Genomic DNA, 20,351 nt, shown 5'->3' with positions numbered 1-20,351 from the left:
CATTATACATGGATATTTTCCACACATTATCAATGTTTGTAATGTAGTTAGCCTTGTGGGTCAGCAATAAAATCAGATATTATTTTTTCGATATCGAAAGGAGTAATCCCTTTATCCAAAGAAAAAATGCTTTCTGCTTCTTCGATTTCTTGAACGAGTTCACCTCTAGCTTCAATATGTAATCGGAACAAGTCATATAAATTCGGTTTAACTAAATTAGTTAAAGCCTTTCCAACTAGTATCATACCTTTTTGATTAGCCTCGATGGTATTATCATAAGTTAGATCTCTTGTAAGAGACAAATCTGTCCAAATCAATTTTCGTTCCTTTAAGTCTAAAATAACTGGAATAGAGATTTGGGTGTCGGCAGTAATATCTACTTTATCTTGAACAGTAGAAGGTTCAAATACTTCACCTGAACCAGGATATTGACGAACCATCCAACCAGTAAAGCATTCTGGTAAATCTTTATATGGTTGGTCTGTGTAAGAAAGCAAAGTCATAACTACATAGCGTCCACCATATTTCAGCACAGACGGAATATCGAAATCAATGAATTCAGATGCTCCCTTTGGTGCAGAAGTAATATCGCCGCTATGGTAGGCTTTGAAATTTTTTGAACGTAAGTTCGTGAAGGATACATGTTCTTTGTATTGCCAATCTTCGTCGTACATTGCAGCAGACAAATCAATGTCAACGCGTCCTGTATGTTGTCCATTCACATAGCCTTCTTTCCACCATAGGAAAAAACGAATCGTATCTCCTTCTGGCAAATCTACTTTACTTCCTCGAGATAATGTGCGAAGCGCTTTGCTGGCTGAACGTTGAGAGAAGGGAACTAAGTGATTTTTTAACTGTTCATCCAAAAATACTTTTCCAAGACTTGGAAGTTCCGTGAAGCGATTTTTTAAAGTATCTTCACACATTTTTACAATCATTAAACAAATATCCTCTGAGATAAATGGAAGTGTATTTTCAATACCTATAGCTTTTGCTACATTTCCCTTTGGAAAAAAGGTACGAAATTCATTTTTATCATTTCGATGCTTAAAATGAGCCGTGAGTTGAAGTAATACAGGAGTAGAAACGTTTCCTATTATACTTAGAAAATCTTCGAGAATATTGAAAACATCTGTTGACTTATTACTACATAAACGGATTAAATGATCCAAGCGTCTGGCAAATTCCCCCGGGCGAGTTTTTAAAAGATTTTTCGCTGTCATGATATCACGATTCAACAAAGCTGCTTCTATTTTTCCATTAAATGTTTCAACTTTAATGTTGTTGCGAAGCATCTCAAATGCTCGGTGGGTTTTTGGGAAACGAGTATGATATTCTGCTGGATGAAGAATTTCACCTAAACGAATCCAACGTTTTTTGTATCGAATCATATCTTCGGTAATGTTTCCGCATTGCTCTAACAATCCTAAAAGGAAGCGTCTTTCTGCTCGGTTAAACTTCTTGAATCGAACGGAGGATGCTAAACTCACATCGCCTTCAGATAAAGCAACTGCAAGGCGAAGAACATCAGTTGCCGTTTTAAAATACTTTGCAGCAGCATCGGCTGATATTTTTCTGTTTATTAATAAAACCCCAATTATAAAAGACATATTTTCCTTATGAGGAATTACATTAGGTAGAAAACAGGAAACATCTTCAGTGTGTGTAATAGCCCATTCTACATCTGTCTTATCAGTTGAGGAAATAGAGCTGTTTGCACTAATCAATTGAGAAATCATTTGATTGAAATCTTCTTCACTTCCTAAGTCAATAACTTTCAAATCAACGCTATCTAAAAGAGGGAGTCGTTCTTCTACTTTTGATACAGGTAGGCGCAACGTCACATAATGAATAACGGCATTGATGTATAAATCAGCGTCACTTAAATCCATCATTTGTTGCGGAAAGTTTGGATACATAGGAGTAAACTGAATATGTGCACCAACCATTTCTTTTAAATGTTTTACCAACTCTTTGTAAAACGATGTGAATGCATCAACCGAAAGTGTTTGCAACTCTTCTATTAAAGGCTCGGAAAAAGTAAATCCTAAACTTTCCAAGTTTTTTAAAACAGTGGCTAAATAAATGTTCGGTAGTTTATTTTCTTCTCTTTTTATAATTACTTTCAAACTTCTTCTTATGTAAATAGAATTTTTCATGAGAACGCCAGCTATTCACTCCTTATAAAAGAGGGGAATAGTCTGACTGTCCTCCTTTCAGTGGTAGATTTTTATTTTTACATGCATAAACACACTAATTGTAGAGAAATGCACTGAGGGTATAAAGCTATTTTTTAGTGAAAAATTAGGGGTATAACATTTAGGTGTTAAGTGGTAATTTGTTAATTAAGAAAAGAAAACCTCTACATCAATGGTTGATAAACTAAAGTTTATTCAGGACCAAAGAAGAAAGAGGTTTTATAGTCTAATTATTTTCATAGGAAATTGACAACTCTAAAACAATTTGAAATTTCTACAAAGAAGGAAGAATTGTCATAGCCTATGTGTTTAGCAGGAAAGTAACATCCCTATTTCGCCAAAGAAGTTAGAAGGAAGGAACGTCATAGCCTGCTTTATTAGTATATTCTCTTGCGGAGAGCAATTCAAGTATACTGTCTGATTTTTTAAAGTTTTCCTAAATGGGAATTTTCATGTTTATCCCGTATTAACAGAGGATTTTTATTTTTGATATATTATGGAATGGAGTTGAATGAGTATTATAAATACAAAAGGTGAAATTAAAAAAACAAAAAGAAAAGTATTACTAACTATACTTACTATGTTAGTAATTATAATTGGATTTGGATATTGGAAACTTTTTAGTTTGCAAGGTGTTCCAAAAGGGGAATTAATTCGAACAGTGAAATCTCCAGATGGAAAATATCTCATCAAGACTTATTTTCATAATGCAGGATCATTAAGTGCGGATGCTGTTAGGGGTGAATTAGTTAACCTTGATACAGATTCAGAGAAAAATATATATTGGAATTATCCAGATACCGATCCATATATTGAATGGGTAAATAAGAATATTGTTAGAATTGGAGATCAAACTTTAGATGTTTCGCAGAAAGAAACCTATGATTGGCGTGATGATGATAAGCACGTTAAAGAAATGCCTAAACAGTTTATTAGATAAAACAAGAAAATTTAAATGTATTTAATCTTATTTGTTTAACTATAGATAGTATTATATGAGTGAAAAAGTCCATTTAAATCTTCTAAATGGACTTTTTTAGGTTTCTAGATACGACTACTGATAAAAATGGAACAAACTTGTTACTTAGGTTGTCTATTAAGTATACGTATAAAACAGGTGTTCATGATAGTTCAATCATTTTATGAAAAGTGAGATGCAAGAAGAGTGATATCCGATACACTCTTTAATTGTATCGATATGTATAACACCTAGAAAAACTATATATTCTTGAAAGAGGTTGAAAATGTATGATAGTCTTAAACAAGTTTTTTAACATTTTACATTACAAAAAGATGGTACCTGTAGTATTTCTTTCATGTGCAACGCTTATAGGCTGTTCCGATGGCAATACTCAGTCTGAATTACCTAAACAAACAAAACAAACAAATCAAACCAAACAAGAAACTACTGGTAATGATTCTTTTGCTAAACTTGAAAAAGAATTTGATGCTAAACTCGGTATTTATGCATTGGACACTGATACGAATCAAACCGTTACGTATCAATCAGATAAACGGTTTGCATACGCATCTACCCACAAAGCTTTAGCTGTGGGAGTACTTTTACAAAAGAAATCAATAGAAGATCTAAATCAAAGAGTTTTGTATACTCGTGAAGATCTTGTTAATTACAATCCAATTACAGAAAAGTATGTTGATAGGGGTATGACTCTGAAAGAGCTTGCAGATGCTTCCCTTCGATATAGTGATAATACTGCGCAAAATCTTATTCTTAAACAATTAGGTGGACCTAGTGAATTCAAAAAATCACTGAGAGAAATAGGAGATACCGTTACAAATCCTGAACGTTTTGAACCAGAGTTAAACGAAGTGCATCCAGGAGACGTACATGATACTAGTACCCCAAAGGCATTAGCTACTAGTCTTCAGGCTTTTGCGCTAGGAGATGTACTTTCAACTGAGAAACGGGATTTATTAATAGATTGGATGAAAAGGAATACTACGGGAGACAACTTAATTCGTGCTGGAGTTCCAGGAGGATGGGAAGTAGCTGATAAGACGGGCTCGGGATCTTATGGAACCAGAAATGATATCGCAATTATTTGGCCACCAAATAAAAAGCCAATTATTCTTGCGATACTTTCTAATCATGATAAAGAGGATGCTAAATACGATGATAAGCTTATTGCAGAAGCAACCAAAATAGCGCTGGGTGTCTTAAAAGCAAAAATAAATAATAATAGTATTAGTTATTGAAATTTTCTTGTTTTTTCGTCACAATACTGTGACGGTCTTTTTGTGTATTTTACAAAAGATCGTCTTAAGTAAAGAAAGAAGATAGAAACCATCTCTATTAAGTTTATTAACTAAGTAACAACAAATATATGCTTTATTGAATACTTATTGCATTTAATGTGGAGGAATAAAATGGAGTCGAAAATTCTTATTGTTGATGATGATAAAGAGATTAGAAATCTTATCTCGGTATATCTGGAAAATGAAGGTCTAAAAACTCAAAAGGCAGAAGATGCTATACAAGCTTTACAACTGTTAGAAGAAAAGGACTTTGATTTGATTATTTTAGATATTATGATGCCGAATATGGATGGCATTGAAGCATGTATGAAAATTAGGGAAGATCGCAATATGCCTATCATTATGCTATCTGCAAAATCTGAGGATATAGACAAAATTCAGGGCCTAGCCTCTGGTGCAGACGATTATTTATCAAAACCGTTTAACCCACTAGAATTAATTGCTAGGGTAAAATCCCAATTAAGAAGGTTTAAAAAATACAATACATCCATAGAACATAATAAAAGCATTCTAGAAATTGGTGATTTAACCGTAAATACAGATACACGTCAAGTATGGGTAAGGGGAAAAGAAACAAGGTTAACTCCAAAAGAGTTTGCTATTCTCGAACTACTCGCCCGCAACAAAGGGATTGTCCTGAGTGTAGCAAAAATATATGAAGCAGTTTGGAAAGAGGTTTTTTATAAATCAGATAATACCGTCATGGTGCATATTACAAAAATAAGAGACAAAATTGAAGAAGATTCTAAACATCCCATTTATATTAAAACTGTTTGGGGAATTGGGTATAAAATATGAAGAATGTTAGTTTCAGAAATAAGATTATTATAAAACTTCTTGGTGCTGTTGCAATTAGTTTTTTTATTTCATTTGGTTTAACAATTCTCATTGTGCAATACGTCATAGATCCATTTTTTATAAAACACGAAGATTTTGGCATGTTTGAAGTGAGACTCGCAATGTTGTTCTTATTTACGTTCGCAATCTTAAACTTTATAGTAATCTTTTTGCTATTGGTTCGAAAGAAAATAGTATATTTGAAGCTCATTTCGGAAAATGTGAATGATATTGCAAATGGAAAACTGGGTTTAACAATTGGGATTAAGGGGAAGGACGAATTGACCCAACTTGCTCAAAATATCAACTATATGTCCAAGGAATTGGAGAATACATTTGAACAAGAAAGACAATTAGAACGTACAAAAAATGAACTTATCACCAATGTATCTCATGATTTACGCACACCTTTAACATCTATTATTGGCTATATAGATTTATTAAAAAGAGGGCAATACAACAGTAACATACAATTACAGGAATACCTTGAAACCACGTATTCAAAGTCACAGAGACTGAAATATTTAATTGATGAGCTGTTTGAGTATACTCGTTTATCAGGTATAGATGCTAAGTTAAACCTTAATGAAGTTGATTTATCAGGTTTGTTGGAACAAATAGTTGGAGAATACATACCTATATTTGAAAAGGAAAGTTTAATCGTTCAAAAATCAATTACGCAAGAAACAATACCTATCTTCATAGATGTAGAAAAAATGGTACGTGTTTATGAAAATCTTTTTATGAATGCGATAAAGTACAGCATGAAACCATCCGAATTATCTATATGTCTTGAACTAATAGGTAACAAGGCAATGTTGAAAGTATCAAATAAAGTCGAGAAACCGCCTGTTAGCGATCCAAATAAATTGTTTGAAAGGTTTTTCAGGGGGGACAAGGCAAGAAAAGATGACCAGGGAAATGGACTGGGACTTGCTATTTCAAAAAGAATTGTTGAACTTCATCATGGTAATATACATGCAGAATATAAAGATGGTTGGATGTCTTTTATTGTTGAACATTCAATTAGATAGAAAGCTTATGGAACTACAGGTTCCATAAGCTTTTTTTAAAACTTAAGAAATCTTAAGGATTTTACGGGGTGTTTCCTAATTTTCATAGTTTATCATGGGTGTATTCAAAGTGATGAGGTGAGCAAAGAAGATAAAAGGAAAGATTTCATTGTAGCTTATTGTAATGAAATAAAAAAATGTAGGAGGATATAAATGATAAAGCCAGTTGTAGATGTAAAAAACATTCAAAAATTGTACGGTAAAAAAGGTGAGAATCAATCACACGCATTAAAAGGTGTATCATTCTCAATTCAAGAGGGAGAGTTTGTTGGTATTATGGGGCCTTCTGGTTCTGGTAAAACAACATTATTAAATGTAATTTCAACGTTAGATAAAGCGACAGGCGGCGTTGTTGAAATTGCAGGAACGGATATTACGAGGATGAAGCAGGGTGAACTTTCTGATTTTCGTTCACAAAAGTTAGGATTCATTTTCCAAGACTTTAACTTATTGGAGAATTTATCTATCTATGAAAATATCGCACTCCCACTTTCACTTCAAGGTGTTTCATCTCGTAATATTGGAAAGAAAGTAGAAAAAGTAGCTGATATGTTAGGCATTACAGCTATACTTCAAAAATATCCTCCTGAAGTATCTGGTGGACAAAAGCAACGTTCCGCAGCAGCACGTGCGCTAGTTCATGAACCAGCAATTATTTTGGGAGACGAGCCGACTGGAGCCCTAGATTCTAAAAATGCAACGAGTTTACTTAATGCCATGACAAGCTTAAATAAAGAGCAAGGTGTATCCATTATGATGGTTACGCACGATCCTTACAGCGCAAGTTACTGTCAACGTATTTTATTCATTCAAGATGGTGAGTTATATAAAGAAATTCATCGCGGTAGTACCCGTGAAGAATTCTATAAAGAAATTTTAGATGTGCTTGCAAACTTAGGCACACAAAAAGCGTAAGGAAGGAAGTTCAATCATGTTATTTAAGCTTTCTATGTCAGGCCTAAAAAGTAAGTTGCAAGATTACATTGTTTTACTTGTTGGTCTTATTGTCTCTATTTCAACTTTTTATATGTTTCAAACGCTAGCATCCAATAAAACGTTCCTTGAATCTAACTCTTCTATTAGGGATATTGTGGCTGTCTTTAAAATTGGTTCCGTTTTGTTAGCGATTATCACATTTTTCTATATTTTATATGCAAACTCTTTCTTATCAGCTCTTCGTCAAAAAGAATTTGGTATGTATATGATGTTAGGAGCAAAAAAGCATAAAGTTACCTTACTTATGTTCATTGAAACAATCATATTAGGTGCCACCTCTCTTTTGATTGGAATTACAATTGGTGTAGGACTTGCAGAAGGTATCGGTCAGCTATTAATGAAACAACTCGAGTTTGCTGGCGAAGGTTATAAAGCATTTTATCTGCCATCTATAGCTATTACTTGCATCTTTTTCTTTGCACTCTTTGTATTATCTGCAATTATGAATAGTATTAAATTATCTCGTATTTCTGTACTGCAACTTGTACATGCTGATGAACAAACAGAACGTGTTGCCATAAAAGGAAAAATGACAGTTGTAGTTGCATTCCTTGGTATTCTTTTATTGGGTATTGGTTATGCATCACTTATTTATATATCATATGCAAATTCGCTAATTGTTTTGGGATTAATGGCTGTTGGATTAATCTCAGCAACTGTTGGTACTTACCTTATATTTGGATCACTTCTTCCAGTTATGATTAACAAGCTAAAGAGTAATAAAAAACGTAGTGAAAAAGGCCTCAATGCTTTTACTTTTGCACAATTAAATTTCCGCATTAATAGTCTAACAAATGTGCTTGCAACAGTAGCAATTTTAGTGGCTCTTGGTGCTGGTGGAATTGCTTGTGGTATGGCATTTAAAAACAACATCCTAAAAATTACAGATCAAATACAAATTTACGATTCAGTCATTCATAATCCAACAGTGGAAGAAAAGACAATTTTGGGTAGTATCTTATTTCAAGAAAAACTTGAATATCATTACAAAGTTGATGATAGATATGTTTATTATCTTAAAGAAGATGTAGAGAAAAATCGCCCTTTCTTGCAAGGTATGAAAATAGAGAAAGCTTCAGAGGAAATACCAATTGTTGCATTTTCAATAAAACGGGCTGAAGGAGAGACAGACACAAAACAATGGATTCAGGTTTTCAGAACGATCCAGCCCAATTATTTATATCCTGATTATGAAATAAAAATTGTAGATTATAACATATACAATGGATTGAAGGGGAAAGAAAGTATTGTGTTTATGGGGAAAACAGATGATTTTGGATCATACATAAAAGAATGGAAAAAACTTGATGAATTACAGATAGCAAAATATAAAAATGTGAAAGCGGAAGAATTGGGTAGTAAGTATCAAACATATATTATGAGTCATGATTTTGCCAGCGGACTAATGTTTATGGGTTTCTTCGTTGGAATTGCATTTTTAGCAATGATGGCAAGCTGCTTAATGTTTAAAGTTCTGTCGGGAGCATCAAAAGATGTAACACGTTATCAAATGCTTCATAAAATTGGTGTTCGCCGAGAGTTATTAACAAAATCGATTTATAAAGAGTTATTCTTCATATTCTTATTCCCAGCAATTGTAGGGATTACTCATATATTAGTTGGTATGAACATGTTTAGCCCTCTTGTAATCGATCCGTACTCCCGCATTTGGTTACCACTTGTTATTTTTGTAGTAATTTACTCGATGTATTACTGGATTACTGTTCAATTATTTAAAGGAATTGTACTCCCTAAAAAAGATTAATGTAATGATGTTGTTTATCCCGCATTAACGGGCAGCACGATTGGTGAGGGCTGATAATCAGTGGGGGATGAACAAACCCCACTGATTAAAGTTTCACTTTATCTTTTACTGTACCTTGTAGCTACATTTTACCTTGCTGTAAAGAAACAAAAAACGTTTTTTTATTCAATAATTCCAATTTCTAGAGCCTTTTGCACAGCTTCTTCTTTGTTACGGACTCCTAGCTTTGTATAAGCTGTGGAAGCATAATTTCTGACCGTACCATTCGATAAATATAACCTTGATGCTATGGTAGTGTATCGAAGTCCCTTGGCTACTAGTTGCAATATTTCTATCTCCCTAGCTGTTAGCTCATAAGCGGTTGCTTTTGATTGTGGTGTCTCTTTTTGCTCATCAAATTTCTCAAATATTTTGTGAGACATTCCTTGATCAATCAGTGTCCCACCTTTGTGAATAAGTCGGATCGTATTAGCTAGCTCCAATGTTTCAATAGATTTGAGTAAAAAACCATCCGCACCGTTGCGAAGCGATTCCAACGCCTGTTCGGTATCCTGAAAAGTGGTAAAAATCAATATGCAGATATGTGGCCATTGTTGCTTAATCTTTTTGGTTGCTTCGACTCCATCCATGTGTTGCATATCTAAATCCATAAGTATAACATGAGGCTGAAGGCGCCCACACAAATCGATGGCTTCATTGCCATCCTCGGCCAAACCGACTACATTTAAATCTTCATATCTATCGAGTAGTGTCCTCAAACTTTCCCGAACAAACGGCTGGTCGTCTACAATTAACAAACGAATAAGTCCATCTTTTATTTCAGTTTGTCGCGGTATGGTACATGTAACAAGCATTCCTTCATCTGGCTTTGTATATACAGACAATTGACCTTGCAAATTCATTGCTCGTTCTTTCATTGCATTCAGACCGAAGCCTTCCTGCCATTCTACATTTCCTTTTCCATTATCTTGAACTTCTAATCTCGTATATTGTTGTTCAAACTGCAATGAAACTATAATTTCAGTTCCCTGACCATGACGTACTGCATTCGTAAGGGACTCTTGTAAGCAACGAATGAACGCTATCTTCGCTTGCCGAGACATTTCATATTCCTCTCCGTATGCCCGAAAACTTACATTAACCTGAGCGTGCTCCTGAAATTCGGCTCCAAGATTTTGGAGAGATTGAATTAAGGAAGGCGATTGACAAGGAGACTCCATTTGATGTAGGTAACCTCTCACGTCCTCGATGCTTTTACGTCCCATTTCAAGCAGAGAATCTAGCCTCTGTATACCCATTTCAGTAGCAAGTTCGGTGCGCAACGTTTCCATCCCCATAATAATAGAAGTATAAGCGTGACCAACTGTATCATGAAGCTCACTCGACAGTCTGTTTCGTTCTTCCGCCAGTGTAATGCGTTCAATCTGAGACATATATTGCTCAAGTACTGCGTTTTGTTTACGAATTGATTCATTTTGTTTATGATTGACGATTAATAAATGAAAAGCGAAGCCCATTACATATGCGAATCCATAATAGGTGACCATAATCCAATAGCTATTACTTGGCGAGACCGCATAGAAAATTCCAGTTGTTATAAAAACCGTTATTGGAGCTGTCCAATAATAGGACAAATGCTTACTATTCGCAGCAATTAGAAACACTGATATAAGAAATGTGTTGTAAGCCCCTGGAAATAATGAGGTTAAATATATACATAGTCCACCATACAGCAGTATTTCTGTGAACAAATAATATTTATAATTGAATAGTAAGGCTACCCATGGAACAGAGAAGGCAATAATTTCCCAAAGAATAATAATCCAAAGTGGTAATGTTAAACCATCCTGAAAATTTAATGTAGCTAGAATGATAGACACACTAGCAAGTAGGCGTACCCCTAACATAATCCAATCATACCAAAACCAATACTTAACCATATCTAACAAGTCCTTTACCCCCTAAATAGCCTACCATTTTACTTCCTATATTATAATTTAATCCTTCCTGCCTTATTATACTTTTTAATTTAAAACTACGATACTACTCACAAAATGCAAACTTCTATTGATTTAGTTGCCGAATCATACTACGTGTATAGCCCCCAATTTTCTTTGTCAAACCATCGACTATTCTAATACTTATGGCGGTAAATACTATACCCATAAACATTACAAAGAGTGACTTGGTAAAAGTATCTATTTGTATAAATATAATATTCATATTGATGTATCGATACAGTAGTGGTGCCAACAGGAACATAAGTGGCATTACGTAAAAAATGATTGCACTAATGAGACTGAAAATGCCAATCGTAAATTTCTGCATTAGCCAATAGACAGCACACCAAGTGTGACGATCTGTTAGCACTAATTTCACCTGAGACCAGTTCGATGTATCCATTGTTATACTTCTATCGTAAGAGTCTGTTGAAATATCTGTATAAATTTTCGTCTGTATGCGCTCGAATTGGATAAAGGGTGTGGTAGTCTGTAGTACGCGCATAATTAATGGAATCCCAACAACAGTAAATGAAAGGATTAAACTAAATAGCAGAGCTATTAGGTAAAAACAAAAATAAAACAATCCTGTACCGAAAGTTAGCAATAAAAAATAACCATTCTGGATGAATCTTGATTTCATAAAGTTCATCGCTCCTATCTATGTAATAACCGAATCATACTGCTTTTTTTGTCATTCTCACTAGTGTAAAAGTGTCATATGACAGTTCTAAATGATGTTAAAAAGGGGAGAGCAGCTTACTTCTGGTTAAAAAAGATGCTTTTATCCCGCTATTTACTGGGCAGTAAGACTCCCACCTCAAAATTCAGCGTTAGGTGGGGGGCGGGCTGCCGGTAAACGCACGATTGGTGAAGGCTAATAATCAGTGGGGGATGAACAAAAAACTGCTGATTAAAGTTTCACTTTATTAATCCTCACAAAACAATCCCGTTCTTACATCTGCAAGAACGGGATTGTTTTGTACTTTTATTTAATATGAGATGGACTTGTTTTTCGAATATGAAAAATAATATCAAATTGCTCAAACAATGAAGTATCAAAATACACCGAACTGTTCGGGAGGATTTGCCCCCCTATACTTAGTAATGGTCTTTTTGCTTTAACCCATTTTTCTGCTTGTCCTTTAAGGTGACGGTTATCCAATAAAAACATTTTATATGGCACTTTTCCGAGAGTATAATTGAAACTTTTTACATCTTGTGGAATAGTGTCGGTTGTAATCTTACCTCCAGTGGAAGGATCATATTCGCTGTATAAGGTAAAATTCCCCTCCGTAGTTGTACTACCAATTGTGACATAATTATTGTCTAAACGTTCCTTCAAAAACTGCCCCGCAACATAAGGGTATAATTTCTCATCGATAATTCCTTTAGCTATATGAATATTGTGTGCCCATACCATCGTTTTACCACCAAATGTCTCTTGTGCCCACATTGCATGATCGGCCAAGTATTGTTCATGTAGTTTTATTATACTTGGATAGTCGTTAGGAAGTAGCATTGTGGTAAATTTCTCTATTGCACTTGCCGTTGCTTTCGCCCAGATGTACTCGGATGGAATTATTTCTGTGTTGGCTTGCTCATTCTCATCTTTTAGTAATCGGGCTACTCTCTCAGCGTTTGCTTTAAACTTCTCTTTTCTTTCAGGAGCAAGTTTCATATATTCCTGTATACTTCCAGTAAAAGAAGACAATTCTTTATAATTTTCTTCTACTTCTGCCAGCAAATCTGGTCGATGGAGCCTTACATAATCAATTACTTTATTAAAGCTACCTTGGTCCAATGCCTTTAAGTCGAGCCCAATAAATTGGATCTTTTTTTTATTGGATGGATCAGCATTATAATCTTTCATCCACTCAATCATGGCTATAATTTCATCAGTAGGATATAACAATTTTAAAAATTCCCTAGGGTTTCCTTTTCCTGTTTGGATATATTCATTTAGTTTTAAGCCGTTTCCCCAATCTTCTTCCATTGCAAAATTCGTAAAACCCATTTCAGTAACCAAATATTTCACAAGGCGAAACTTCATAGTAAAAATTTCAGAGCTTCCATGAGTATTCTCTCCTAATCCTACATATTGCGCGTTCCCAATCATTTTCTTAAGTGGTTTTAAATCTTCAAATGGTTTTGACGGCTCTATCGTTTTTAATGGGTTAGCCTGTGATTGTATTGATTTAACTATATTTTTTTGGACTGATTGACCTGAATTTTCGACTGCTACAGTTTGAGCGTTTCCTACTTCCGCGCATCCTGTGACTAATAAAGCTGTACTAACCATTGCAATCATTCTTTTCTTATTCATTTTTGCCCACCTCAATTGAATTATTTTCAAAAGCAAGATTGATTCATGTACTTGCACGAATCAATTGCTTTAATTCAATTGTTATTTATTCCATATCATATTTTCTAGTTACATATTGTCATAAGATTAATTGACACAAGTCATAGGTTAATCATTACACTTTTGTACTATCGGCTATGACAGTTTATAAATAATAATTAAATTGTTGAATCGCAAGTAAGACTAGATTATGAATTTGGGAGGGATTTTAAAGATGAATGATCTGTATGTCAAAATATTTTTATTCTAAGTTGTAGCTGTTGAAATGACAGGAAGTAAATTTGATAAACAAATGAATAAAAGGGGAAGGGCGGATTACAATGTTATTACACGGAGAAGCATTCCACAATAAAGATAAAATCCAACGTGCTAAAATAGGACTTCAACTCTTTCTAAGTATCTTAACCATTACTTCTATTATTCTAAATGTAGTAGTAATGATTACTAAAAGTATGCCGCTTATTGTGGTATATATGTTTACCCCAGCATTTTCTTCTATTTTGACTCGCATAATATTGAAAGAAGGGTTTAAAGATGTATCTTTTAGTCTCGGTAACTTAAAGATATGGAAGGGGATTGGTTTTGCTCTGCTAATACCTATGATTATTTGTGGAATTACTTATTCTATCGCCTGGTTGAGCGGAATTGCGAGGTTTCAGCCCCCGCAAGGTGGTATGCTAGAACCTATTTACAATATACTTGGATTTCAGTATCTACCGATACCATTAAGTTTCATTTTTATAGTAGTATTGAGCGGAGTTTTAGGTAGCTTGCTTAACTTAATTCCAGTTATGGGAGAAGAAATGGGTTGGCGAGGTTATATGCTTACAAGACTAATCGATGCAGAGTTTTCACGCCCAATCCTTATTAGCGGATTGATTTGGGCAACGTGGCATGTTCCAATTGTTATTGCTGGTCTATATGTAGAGGGAACATCGGCCCTACTTTCAGTACTTGGCATCTATTTTTGTATTGTGCCATTCAGTTATATTACAGCTTATTTACGACTTATCACAGGTAGCGTTTGGCCTTCGGTTATCATTCATACTACTTGGAATGCCATTATTCAAGGACCTTTCGCACGTGCAAGTACAGGAGATCAAACTGAGATTTGGATTGGAGAATCTGGTTTGATAACCGCTATTATTATCTTGGCTACTGCAATAATTATGTCTCGAATCGTAAATTTTACTAAATAGCATACGGATTTGTTTTAAATTCAACTAGTGTAATATGACGAGGCTGAAATAAGATACTCCTAAAAATATTAGAAAAAATCTAGTTGAACGGACTCTTACTTAATCTTAGGCTGCTGGATATATGGAAGGCATCAAGCTAAGGGTTTAATTTATAAAAATAAACTTGATTGTCATAAAAAAATAATGTTTTTCATTTAAAGGCTATGAGATGAAATTTCATCATCTTCATCACATTAGACCTTCAGGAAATAAAAAGTTAAACGATTATACAAATACTCTAACTGAAAAAACGATAGTCCTTTTATCAAAAATGTAGAAGGACTATCGTTTATTTTTTTTACAAAATTAGGGGTTGATGTTCATGAAAATGGATAATATAATTCGTATTTTACGTAAAGAGAAAAATTTCCCCCTAGAATATTAAGCTAAATATCTTGGTGTGACGGTTAATTTAAGTTTCACTTTATGACTTGTAAAGGGCTGTTCAATGCATCGTACTATTAAAAAATCTAAATTAAATCATTAAATTGCGATAAAATGTGGTCGGAAATAATGAAATTTTAGGAAAAATAAGGTACACTAGTCTATGATTTTAGTTGAAAATCGTTTGACGTTAATGCATACGGGGGAAAGATTGATGAACAACAATACAACAAATGAATCAGTTGAAGAAATTGATCAAAAACGAGTAAGATCAAAAAAACGTTATACAAATTGGAAGTTTATCGCAGCGGGTATTGGTGTAATTGCACTTCTTATTGGGGGAATGAGTTATTATCAGGCAACTCACTTCAATTCGAATGTTACAATTAATGACACAAAAGTTGGTGGTCTGAGCGCTGATCAGGCAATACAGAAATTAAAGACATCTGGACTAGCAAACAAAGTCTATGTTGATCAACAACAAATTTTAGATGAAAAAGATACAAAAACGGAACTTACGGAAAAAGATTTGCCTCAAGTTAAGAAACTATTAAAAAGTCAGTGGACATTTTTCCCTTCCTCAAAGGGAGAAAATTATTCATTGCTACCAGAGAAGGCAGATCAGTATCGTAGTGAAACGATGAAAAAACTTGTAGAAGAAACGCTCATCTCTATGAATGAAAAATTAAAAGCGCCTCAAGATGCTATGGCGAAGCTAGAACAAGGGAAAATTGTTATTTCGAAAAGTGTTGAAGGAAAACAGTATGACGTTACTAGTCTACTGAAAGATTACGATAAGCAAAAATATAAAAGCGAAATTCATCTGAAGTCTGCATACATAAAACCTATTAAAGAAGACGATCCGATTGTCAAAAAAGAGGAGAAAGCACTACAGAATCTTCTTGGGCAGTCTGTTGAGTATAAAGTGCAGGATGAAGTTTATCCTTTAAAAGCGAAAGATTTAATTCAAAATGCCTCTATGTCAAAGGATATGAAAGTTACAATTGATGCGAGTGACATTAAGAAGAAAATTACTGAAATTAATAATGCCAAATCAACATTAAATAAAGATTTCTCATTTAAAACGCATTCCGGTTCAGTTATATCAGTAAAAGGGCAAGGCTACGGCTGGGCACTAGATGTTGAAAAAGAAACTAAACAAGTTCAACAAGCCTTTGAGAAAGGCGAAAAGGCGCTTTCTGCTTCTAATATTCACGGAAATGGTTGGGAGAAGGAAGGTATCGGTTATAAAACAACAGCGAATAATGGCATCGGAGACACGTATGCGGAAGTTTCAATTGCAGAGCAACAAATTTGGATTTATAAAGATGGGAAATTAGTCGTTACAACAAATGTAGTAACGGGTAAACATAGCACGGGTGAAGATACATCACCAGGTGTGTGGTACGTCCTATACAAACGAACACCATACACGCTAAGAGGTAGCGCAGTAGGGAAAGCTGATTATGCGGTTAAAGTAGATTACTGGGTTCCATTCACCAATAGCGGTCAAGGATTCCACGATGCCGGCTGGCGAAAAGACTGGGGAAATAATGCTTATTTAACAGGAGGATCAGGTGGGTGTGTGAACCTTCTTCCTAATGTTGCAAAAACTGTATATGATAGTTTGAACACGTATGATCCGGTTATCGTGTACTAGAAAATAGCTACGTATCAAGAAATAAACAAAGTAGGAAATCTTATCTGATGGTATATGAAAAAAACACCTCTTGCATTCGCATACTAAGTGTGCAAATGTAATGGAGGTGTTTTTGTTTGAATATAAAAGTGTATTGCTTATAAGAAACAAAGTAGAAAGAGATTAAGAATAAGTATTCAAATAATCAATAAAATTGACAATGAATATCATTTTCACTTAATATAGAATCGTCGCATTTAATTAGACATGAATTTTTGTTAATATAATAGATTTCTATTAAGTTGTCATATTTACGAACTATCATTAAATATTTTAAGAATTTAAACGTAGGAAAGGGTAATATAAAATGAACTGGAAAAAAGGCGGGTTATGGGTTATTATTTTTTTCGTTGTAAAAGGCACGATTTCTACACTTTTAATCGTTACAGGTGCTAAATATTTTGATTTATCATTTATGCAACTTATCTTATTAATTCTGACCTTATTAGTGATTTCTCTAATAAGTCGAAAGTTACTGTATAGACATAAACAAAACAAAAAGCAAAAAGAGCTAAATATATAATGAAGCCCCAGAGACCATTGGATTTCTGGGGTTATATTTTGATAGTTTTTTCGCATGTATATTAATTTAACAGAATAGGTTGTCCAAAATGATAAAATCGATGATGTTTAAAATGCGTCAGTTATTTTTACATAAGGATTGTAGAGAGCCTTTGAATCAATCTTTATTCTGAAGCTACAGACACGTATAAATTATGCTCTTTTTTCAATTGGTAGTTTAAATGTAAAAGTACTGCCTTCTCCTAATCTACTTTCAACCGTAATTTCTCCTCCATGTAGTTCGACAATCCATTTTACCATCGACAATCCTAAACCTGTGTTTCCGATGTTTGAAGATGTTCGTGCTGCGTCAACTCGATAGAAGCGGTCCCATATTTTAGTAATTTGTTGCTCGCTGATGCCGATGCCATTATCGGAGACTTTACCTATTATGTTGGTTTCATCACGGAATAGTTGCATATTCACAGTTCCGCTCGCTTTACTATAAGCAATCGCATTCGTTAGTAAATTCATTAATAAACGCATCATCAATGTTTGATCTGCTTTAATAAACAGGTCTTCCTCTATATTAGTTGTTAATTCAATCGAAGCTTCTTGAACCATTAATGAAAGTTCTTCTACAACGATTTCCGTTAATTCACTCATATTGATACATTCAAATTGGAAAGTATTATGGTTTCCTTGGTCAGCTCTTGCTAATAATAAAAGTTGTGAGATTAGAGCGGACATTTTACGTGACTGCTTTAAAATTACTTCTAACGATTCTTCCATTTCTTTCGGGTTATTCCTCTGCGATAAAGCGTATTCGCATTGTGAAATAATAACAGATGTTGGTGTTCTTAATTCATGAGATGCGTCAGATGTAAATTGTTTTTCACTTTCAAATGATGTCTCCAATCGCTCAAACATTTTGTCAAAGGTTTGTGCTAAATGATACATTTCGTCTTTCGGTGAACCTTGTAAATTAATTCTCTTCGAAAGGTCTTTACCATCACCAATTTTACTGGCGGAATCACTCATTTGTTGCACAGGTCGAAACGCCCTTTGCGTAATAAAATATCCTCCGAATGCCGCAATAAGAATAAGTAATGGGAATGAGATGATTGTTACCACGATAAGCGTATTCATCGTTGAGGATAATTGGTTCATAGTCATTATTCCACGAACCCAGACTTGCTCATCGCCGCCTGCATTATGGAGAAAATCATATACTATCCATTCTTTATTGCCGTCTTTAATGGTTTGTATTTCATCGGATTTAAGCGATATCTTTTTATTAAAGCTTGTTGGACTATGTCCTACCAACAGCTCACCTTGTTTACTATAAATACTAAGATTTACTCCATCTTCTAAGGTTTCAAAATCATCGTCAATCTTTAACTGCCCATGCTTATATTCGATATCTTCCATGCTTTCTTTTACTGTGCTCTTTAATTGATCTTTCATATTAAAAAGCAAAACTTTATCTGAAGAAGTTAAAATAAAAGCTAACACGAGTGCCATAATAATTACAATTAGCCCCGTATACCACAGGGTCACTCTCATTTTTATTGATAGTCTTTTCATGATTCTACTCGCAATACGTAACCAGTTCCGCGCACTGTATGAATTAACTTCGTTTCAAACTGGCTATCAATTTTTTTACGAAGATAGCGGACGTAAACATCAATAATATTCGATCCGCCTTCATAGTCGTAATTCCACACATGTTGCTCAATTTTATCTCGTGTCAGCACAACTTCTTTATTACGAATCATATATTCTAAAATAGCAAATTCTTTACTGGAAAGAGTGATAACTTGGTCTCCTCTTGTTACTTTATGCATATTGCAATCTACCACTAGGTCAGCGATTTCAAATACATTAGATGTATTTCCTGTTTTTCTTCGCATTAACACTCGAATTCTTGCTAACAGTTCATCAAAAGCAAACGGCTTTACTAAATAATCATCCGCACCTAAGTCGAGTCCTGTTACACGATCATCAATTGTATCTTTAGCTGTAAGAAGCAAGACAGGAGTTGCATTATTGTCCGCGCGTAATCTTTGTAATACGCGTAAACCATCTATTCCGGGAATCATAATGTCAAGGACAATCAAATCGTAGGTAGCCATGTTTATATAATCCAGGGCATCTTCTCCATTCCCACATGCATCGACACTATAATGTTCTGCATTTAATCGTTTCACCAATATATTTTGTAAGTCTTGTTCATCTTCGACAATAAGAACTCGCATTAACATTCTCCTTTTCTTCTTATTAATATGTATCACTATAATTCCAAAACATTAAAGAAAGATTAGAAACTAGTTAATTATATCATTTTATCCCGCATTAACGGGCAGTAAGACTACTCCCTCAAAATTCGGTGAATGCGAGGGAGTTAGGTAGGGATTAACTGCCTGTAAAAGCCTTCACTTTATTTTTTTGTACATTAATCTTCCTTTAATGTTTGTTCGGTAATATAAAGGCAAGGATAAGGTGCACATGTAAAGGGAGGAAAACAGAATGGGAAAATGGATGCTGATTGGAGCAATGTCCTGTTTATTGTTATCAGCTTGTTCTACTCAAGCTGATAACAATACAGAAGTACAACAACTGAAAGTGGAAAATGATAAATTGCAAAAAGAAGTCGCTCAACTACAACAAGAACCAAACAAAACACAAGCTGCTACAAATGATAAGAAGCAAATACAAGATTTCAAAAACGAAGTCACATCTATTGTAGAAAAGGCAAATAAAACAAAACCAGTTGGAGCAAAAGAAGAAAACTTAAATACGTACTTAGCAGCAAAAAAAGAAATTGACCAATTGGATGACAAGATAGATCTATCTGATAATCAGCTAGAAGCAGATTATCGCGCTGGAACGATAACTGTTGAACAATATCAAACGCAAGAAAAAGAACACGATATACTAGAAGATCAATTAGAGCAAGCAGAAAATGCACTTGAAGCAAGATTTGGAATAGATGATTAATCATTAAGGAGTGGATGA

Annotated in this window: 16 protein-coding genes; 10 read left to right on the top strand and 6 right to left on the bottom strand. The window is 34.3% G+C overall.

All coding sequences use genetic code 11. From position 1 onward, the window contains the following. Window positions 1-47: 47 nt before the first annotated feature. Complete coding sequence (locus IBT51_RS08095; RefSeq protein WP_142245182.1) at window positions 48-2,159, bottom strand: TerD family protein; 2,112 nt, start codon at window positions 2,157-2,159, stop codon at window positions 48-50. Window positions 2,160-2,709: 550 nt separating this feature from the next. On the opposite strand from IBT51_RS08095, the gene IBT51_RS08090 reads away from it, so the two are divergent. From IBT51_RS08090 to IBT51_RS08065, 6 genes are all read left to right on the top strand, one after another. Continuing rightward, entirely contained in the window at window positions 2,710-3,138 is a 429-nt protein-coding gene (locus IBT51_RS08090) for a DUF5412 domain-containing protein (RefSeq protein WP_000022542.1), read from the top strand. 308 nt (window positions 3,139-3,446) lie between these two features. Further along, window positions 3,447-4,415, top strand: coding sequence for a class A beta-lactamase (bla, locus tag IBT51_RS08085; RefSeq protein ID WP_200458168.1), 969 nt, complete (start codon window positions 3,447-3,449; stop codon window positions 4,413-4,415). Window positions 4,416-4,586: 171 nt separating this feature from the next. Next, the gene (locus IBT51_RS08080; RefSeq protein WP_075678214.1) at window positions 4,587-5,273 is read left to right on the top strand and encodes a response regulator transcription factor; all 687 of its coding nucleotides are present in this window, start codon (window positions 4,587-4,589) and stop codon (window positions 5,271-5,273) included. Then, entirely contained in the window at window positions 5,270-6,346 is a 1,077-nt protein-coding gene (locus IBT51_RS08075) for a HAMP domain-containing sensor histidine kinase (protein ID WP_000800285.1), read from the top strand. Before IBT51_RS08080 ends, IBT51_RS08075 begins: the two co-directional genes overlap by 4 nt. 192 nt (window positions 6,347-6,538) lie before the next feature. Further along, window positions 6,539-7,300 (top strand): ABC transporter ATP-binding protein, encoded by a 762-nt coding sequence (locus IBT51_RS08070; protein ID WP_197235367.1) that lies wholly within the window; start codon window positions 6,539-6,541, stop codon window positions 7,298-7,300. A gap of 16 nt (window positions 7,301-7,316) precedes the next feature. Further along, window positions 7,317-9,146 (top strand): FtsX-like permease family protein, encoded by a 1,830-nt coding sequence (locus IBT51_RS08065; RefSeq protein ID WP_088022872.1) that lies wholly within the window; start codon window positions 7,317-7,319, stop codon window positions 9,144-9,146. Between the two features lie 161 nt (window positions 9,147-9,307). Here IBT51_RS08065 and IBT51_RS08060 read toward each other — a convergent pair whose 3' ends face one another. The 3 genes from IBT51_RS08060 to IBT51_RS08050 all read right to left on the bottom strand — a co-directional run bounded on the left by IBT51_RS08060 (window position 9,308) and on the right by IBT51_RS08050 (window position 13,472). Continuing rightward, the gene (locus tag IBT51_RS08060) at window positions 9,308-11,095 is read right to left on the bottom strand and encodes a helix-turn-helix transcriptional regulator (protein ID WP_200458169.1); all 1,788 of its coding nucleotides are present in this window, start codon (window positions 11,093-11,095) and stop codon (window positions 9,308-9,310) included. A 115-nt stretch (window positions 11,096-11,210) separates the two neighbouring features. After that, window positions 11,211-11,789: a sensor domain-containing protein gene (locus IBT51_RS08055; protein ID WP_200458170.1), complete on the bottom strand. Its 579-nt coding sequence runs from the start codon at window positions 11,787-11,789 to the stop codon at window positions 11,211-11,213. A 345-nt stretch (window positions 11,790-12,134) separates the two neighbouring features. Then, a complete protein-coding gene (locus IBT51_RS08050; RefSeq protein ID WP_001036229.1) occupies window positions 12,135-13,472 on the bottom strand; it encodes an erythromycin esterase family protein in 1,338 nt (445 codons plus the stop codon). A 359-nt stretch (window positions 13,473-13,831) separates the two neighbouring features. Here IBT51_RS08050 and IBT51_RS08045 point away from each other — a divergent pair, with 359 nt between their 5' ends. The 3 genes from IBT51_RS08045 to IBT51_RS08035 all read left to right on the top strand — a co-directional run bounded on the left by IBT51_RS08045 (window position 13,832) and on the right by IBT51_RS08035 (window position 17,355). Continuing rightward, on the top strand, window positions 13,832-14,710 hold the full coding sequence (locus tag IBT51_RS08045; RefSeq protein ID WP_000924281.1) for a CPBP family intramembrane glutamic endopeptidase: 879 nt from the start codon (window positions 13,832-13,834) through the stop codon (window positions 14,708-14,710). Between the two features lie 637 nt (window positions 14,711-15,347). Beyond that, window positions 15,348-16,793 carry a L,D-transpeptidase family protein gene (locus tag IBT51_RS08040; RefSeq protein WP_001064062.1) on the top strand — a complete coding sequence of 482 codons (1,446 nt, stop codon included), beginning with the start codon at window positions 15,348-15,350 and terminating at the stop codon, window positions 16,791-16,793. Between the two features lie 346 nt (window positions 16,794-17,139). Continuing rightward, window positions 17,140-17,355 (top strand): hypothetical protein, encoded by a 216-nt coding sequence (locus IBT51_RS08035; protein WP_001104104.1) that lies wholly within the window; start codon window positions 17,140-17,142, stop codon window positions 17,353-17,355. A gap of 191 nt (window positions 17,356-17,546) precedes the next feature. On the opposite strand, the gene IBT51_RS08030 is transcribed toward IBT51_RS08035, so the two are convergent. Both IBT51_RS08030 and IBT51_RS08025 read right to left on the bottom strand, forming a co-directional pair. Beyond that, window positions 17,547-18,920, bottom strand: coding sequence for a sensor histidine kinase (locus IBT51_RS08030; RefSeq protein ID WP_078400319.1), 1,374 nt, complete (start codon window positions 18,918-18,920; stop codon window positions 17,547-17,549). After that, window positions 18,917-19,591 carry a response regulator transcription factor gene (locus IBT51_RS08025; protein ID WP_001264528.1) on the bottom strand — a complete coding sequence of 225 codons (675 nt, stop codon included), beginning with the start codon at window positions 19,589-19,591 and terminating at the stop codon, window positions 18,917-18,919. Before IBT51_RS08025 ends, IBT51_RS08030 begins: the two co-directional genes overlap by 4 nt. Window positions 19,592-19,862: 271 nt before the next feature. On the opposite strand from IBT51_RS08025, the gene IBT51_RS08020 reads away from it, so the two are divergent. Next, on the top strand, window positions 19,863-20,333 hold the full coding sequence (locus tag IBT51_RS08020; protein WP_078400320.1) for a hypothetical protein: 471 nt from the start codon (window positions 19,863-19,865) through the stop codon (window positions 20,331-20,333). Window positions 20,334-20,351 lie beyond the last annotated feature (18 nt).

It is taken from the genome of Bacillus sp. S71, from assembly GCF_016625265.1.
In the GTDB taxonomy this organism is placed as follows: Bacteria; Bacillota; Bacilli; order Bacillales; family Bacillaceae_G; genus Bacillus_A; species Bacillus_A cereus.
The sequence above is the reverse complement of the archived record's forward strand: the minus strand, read 5'-3'. Positions and strand labels throughout refer to the sequence as shown.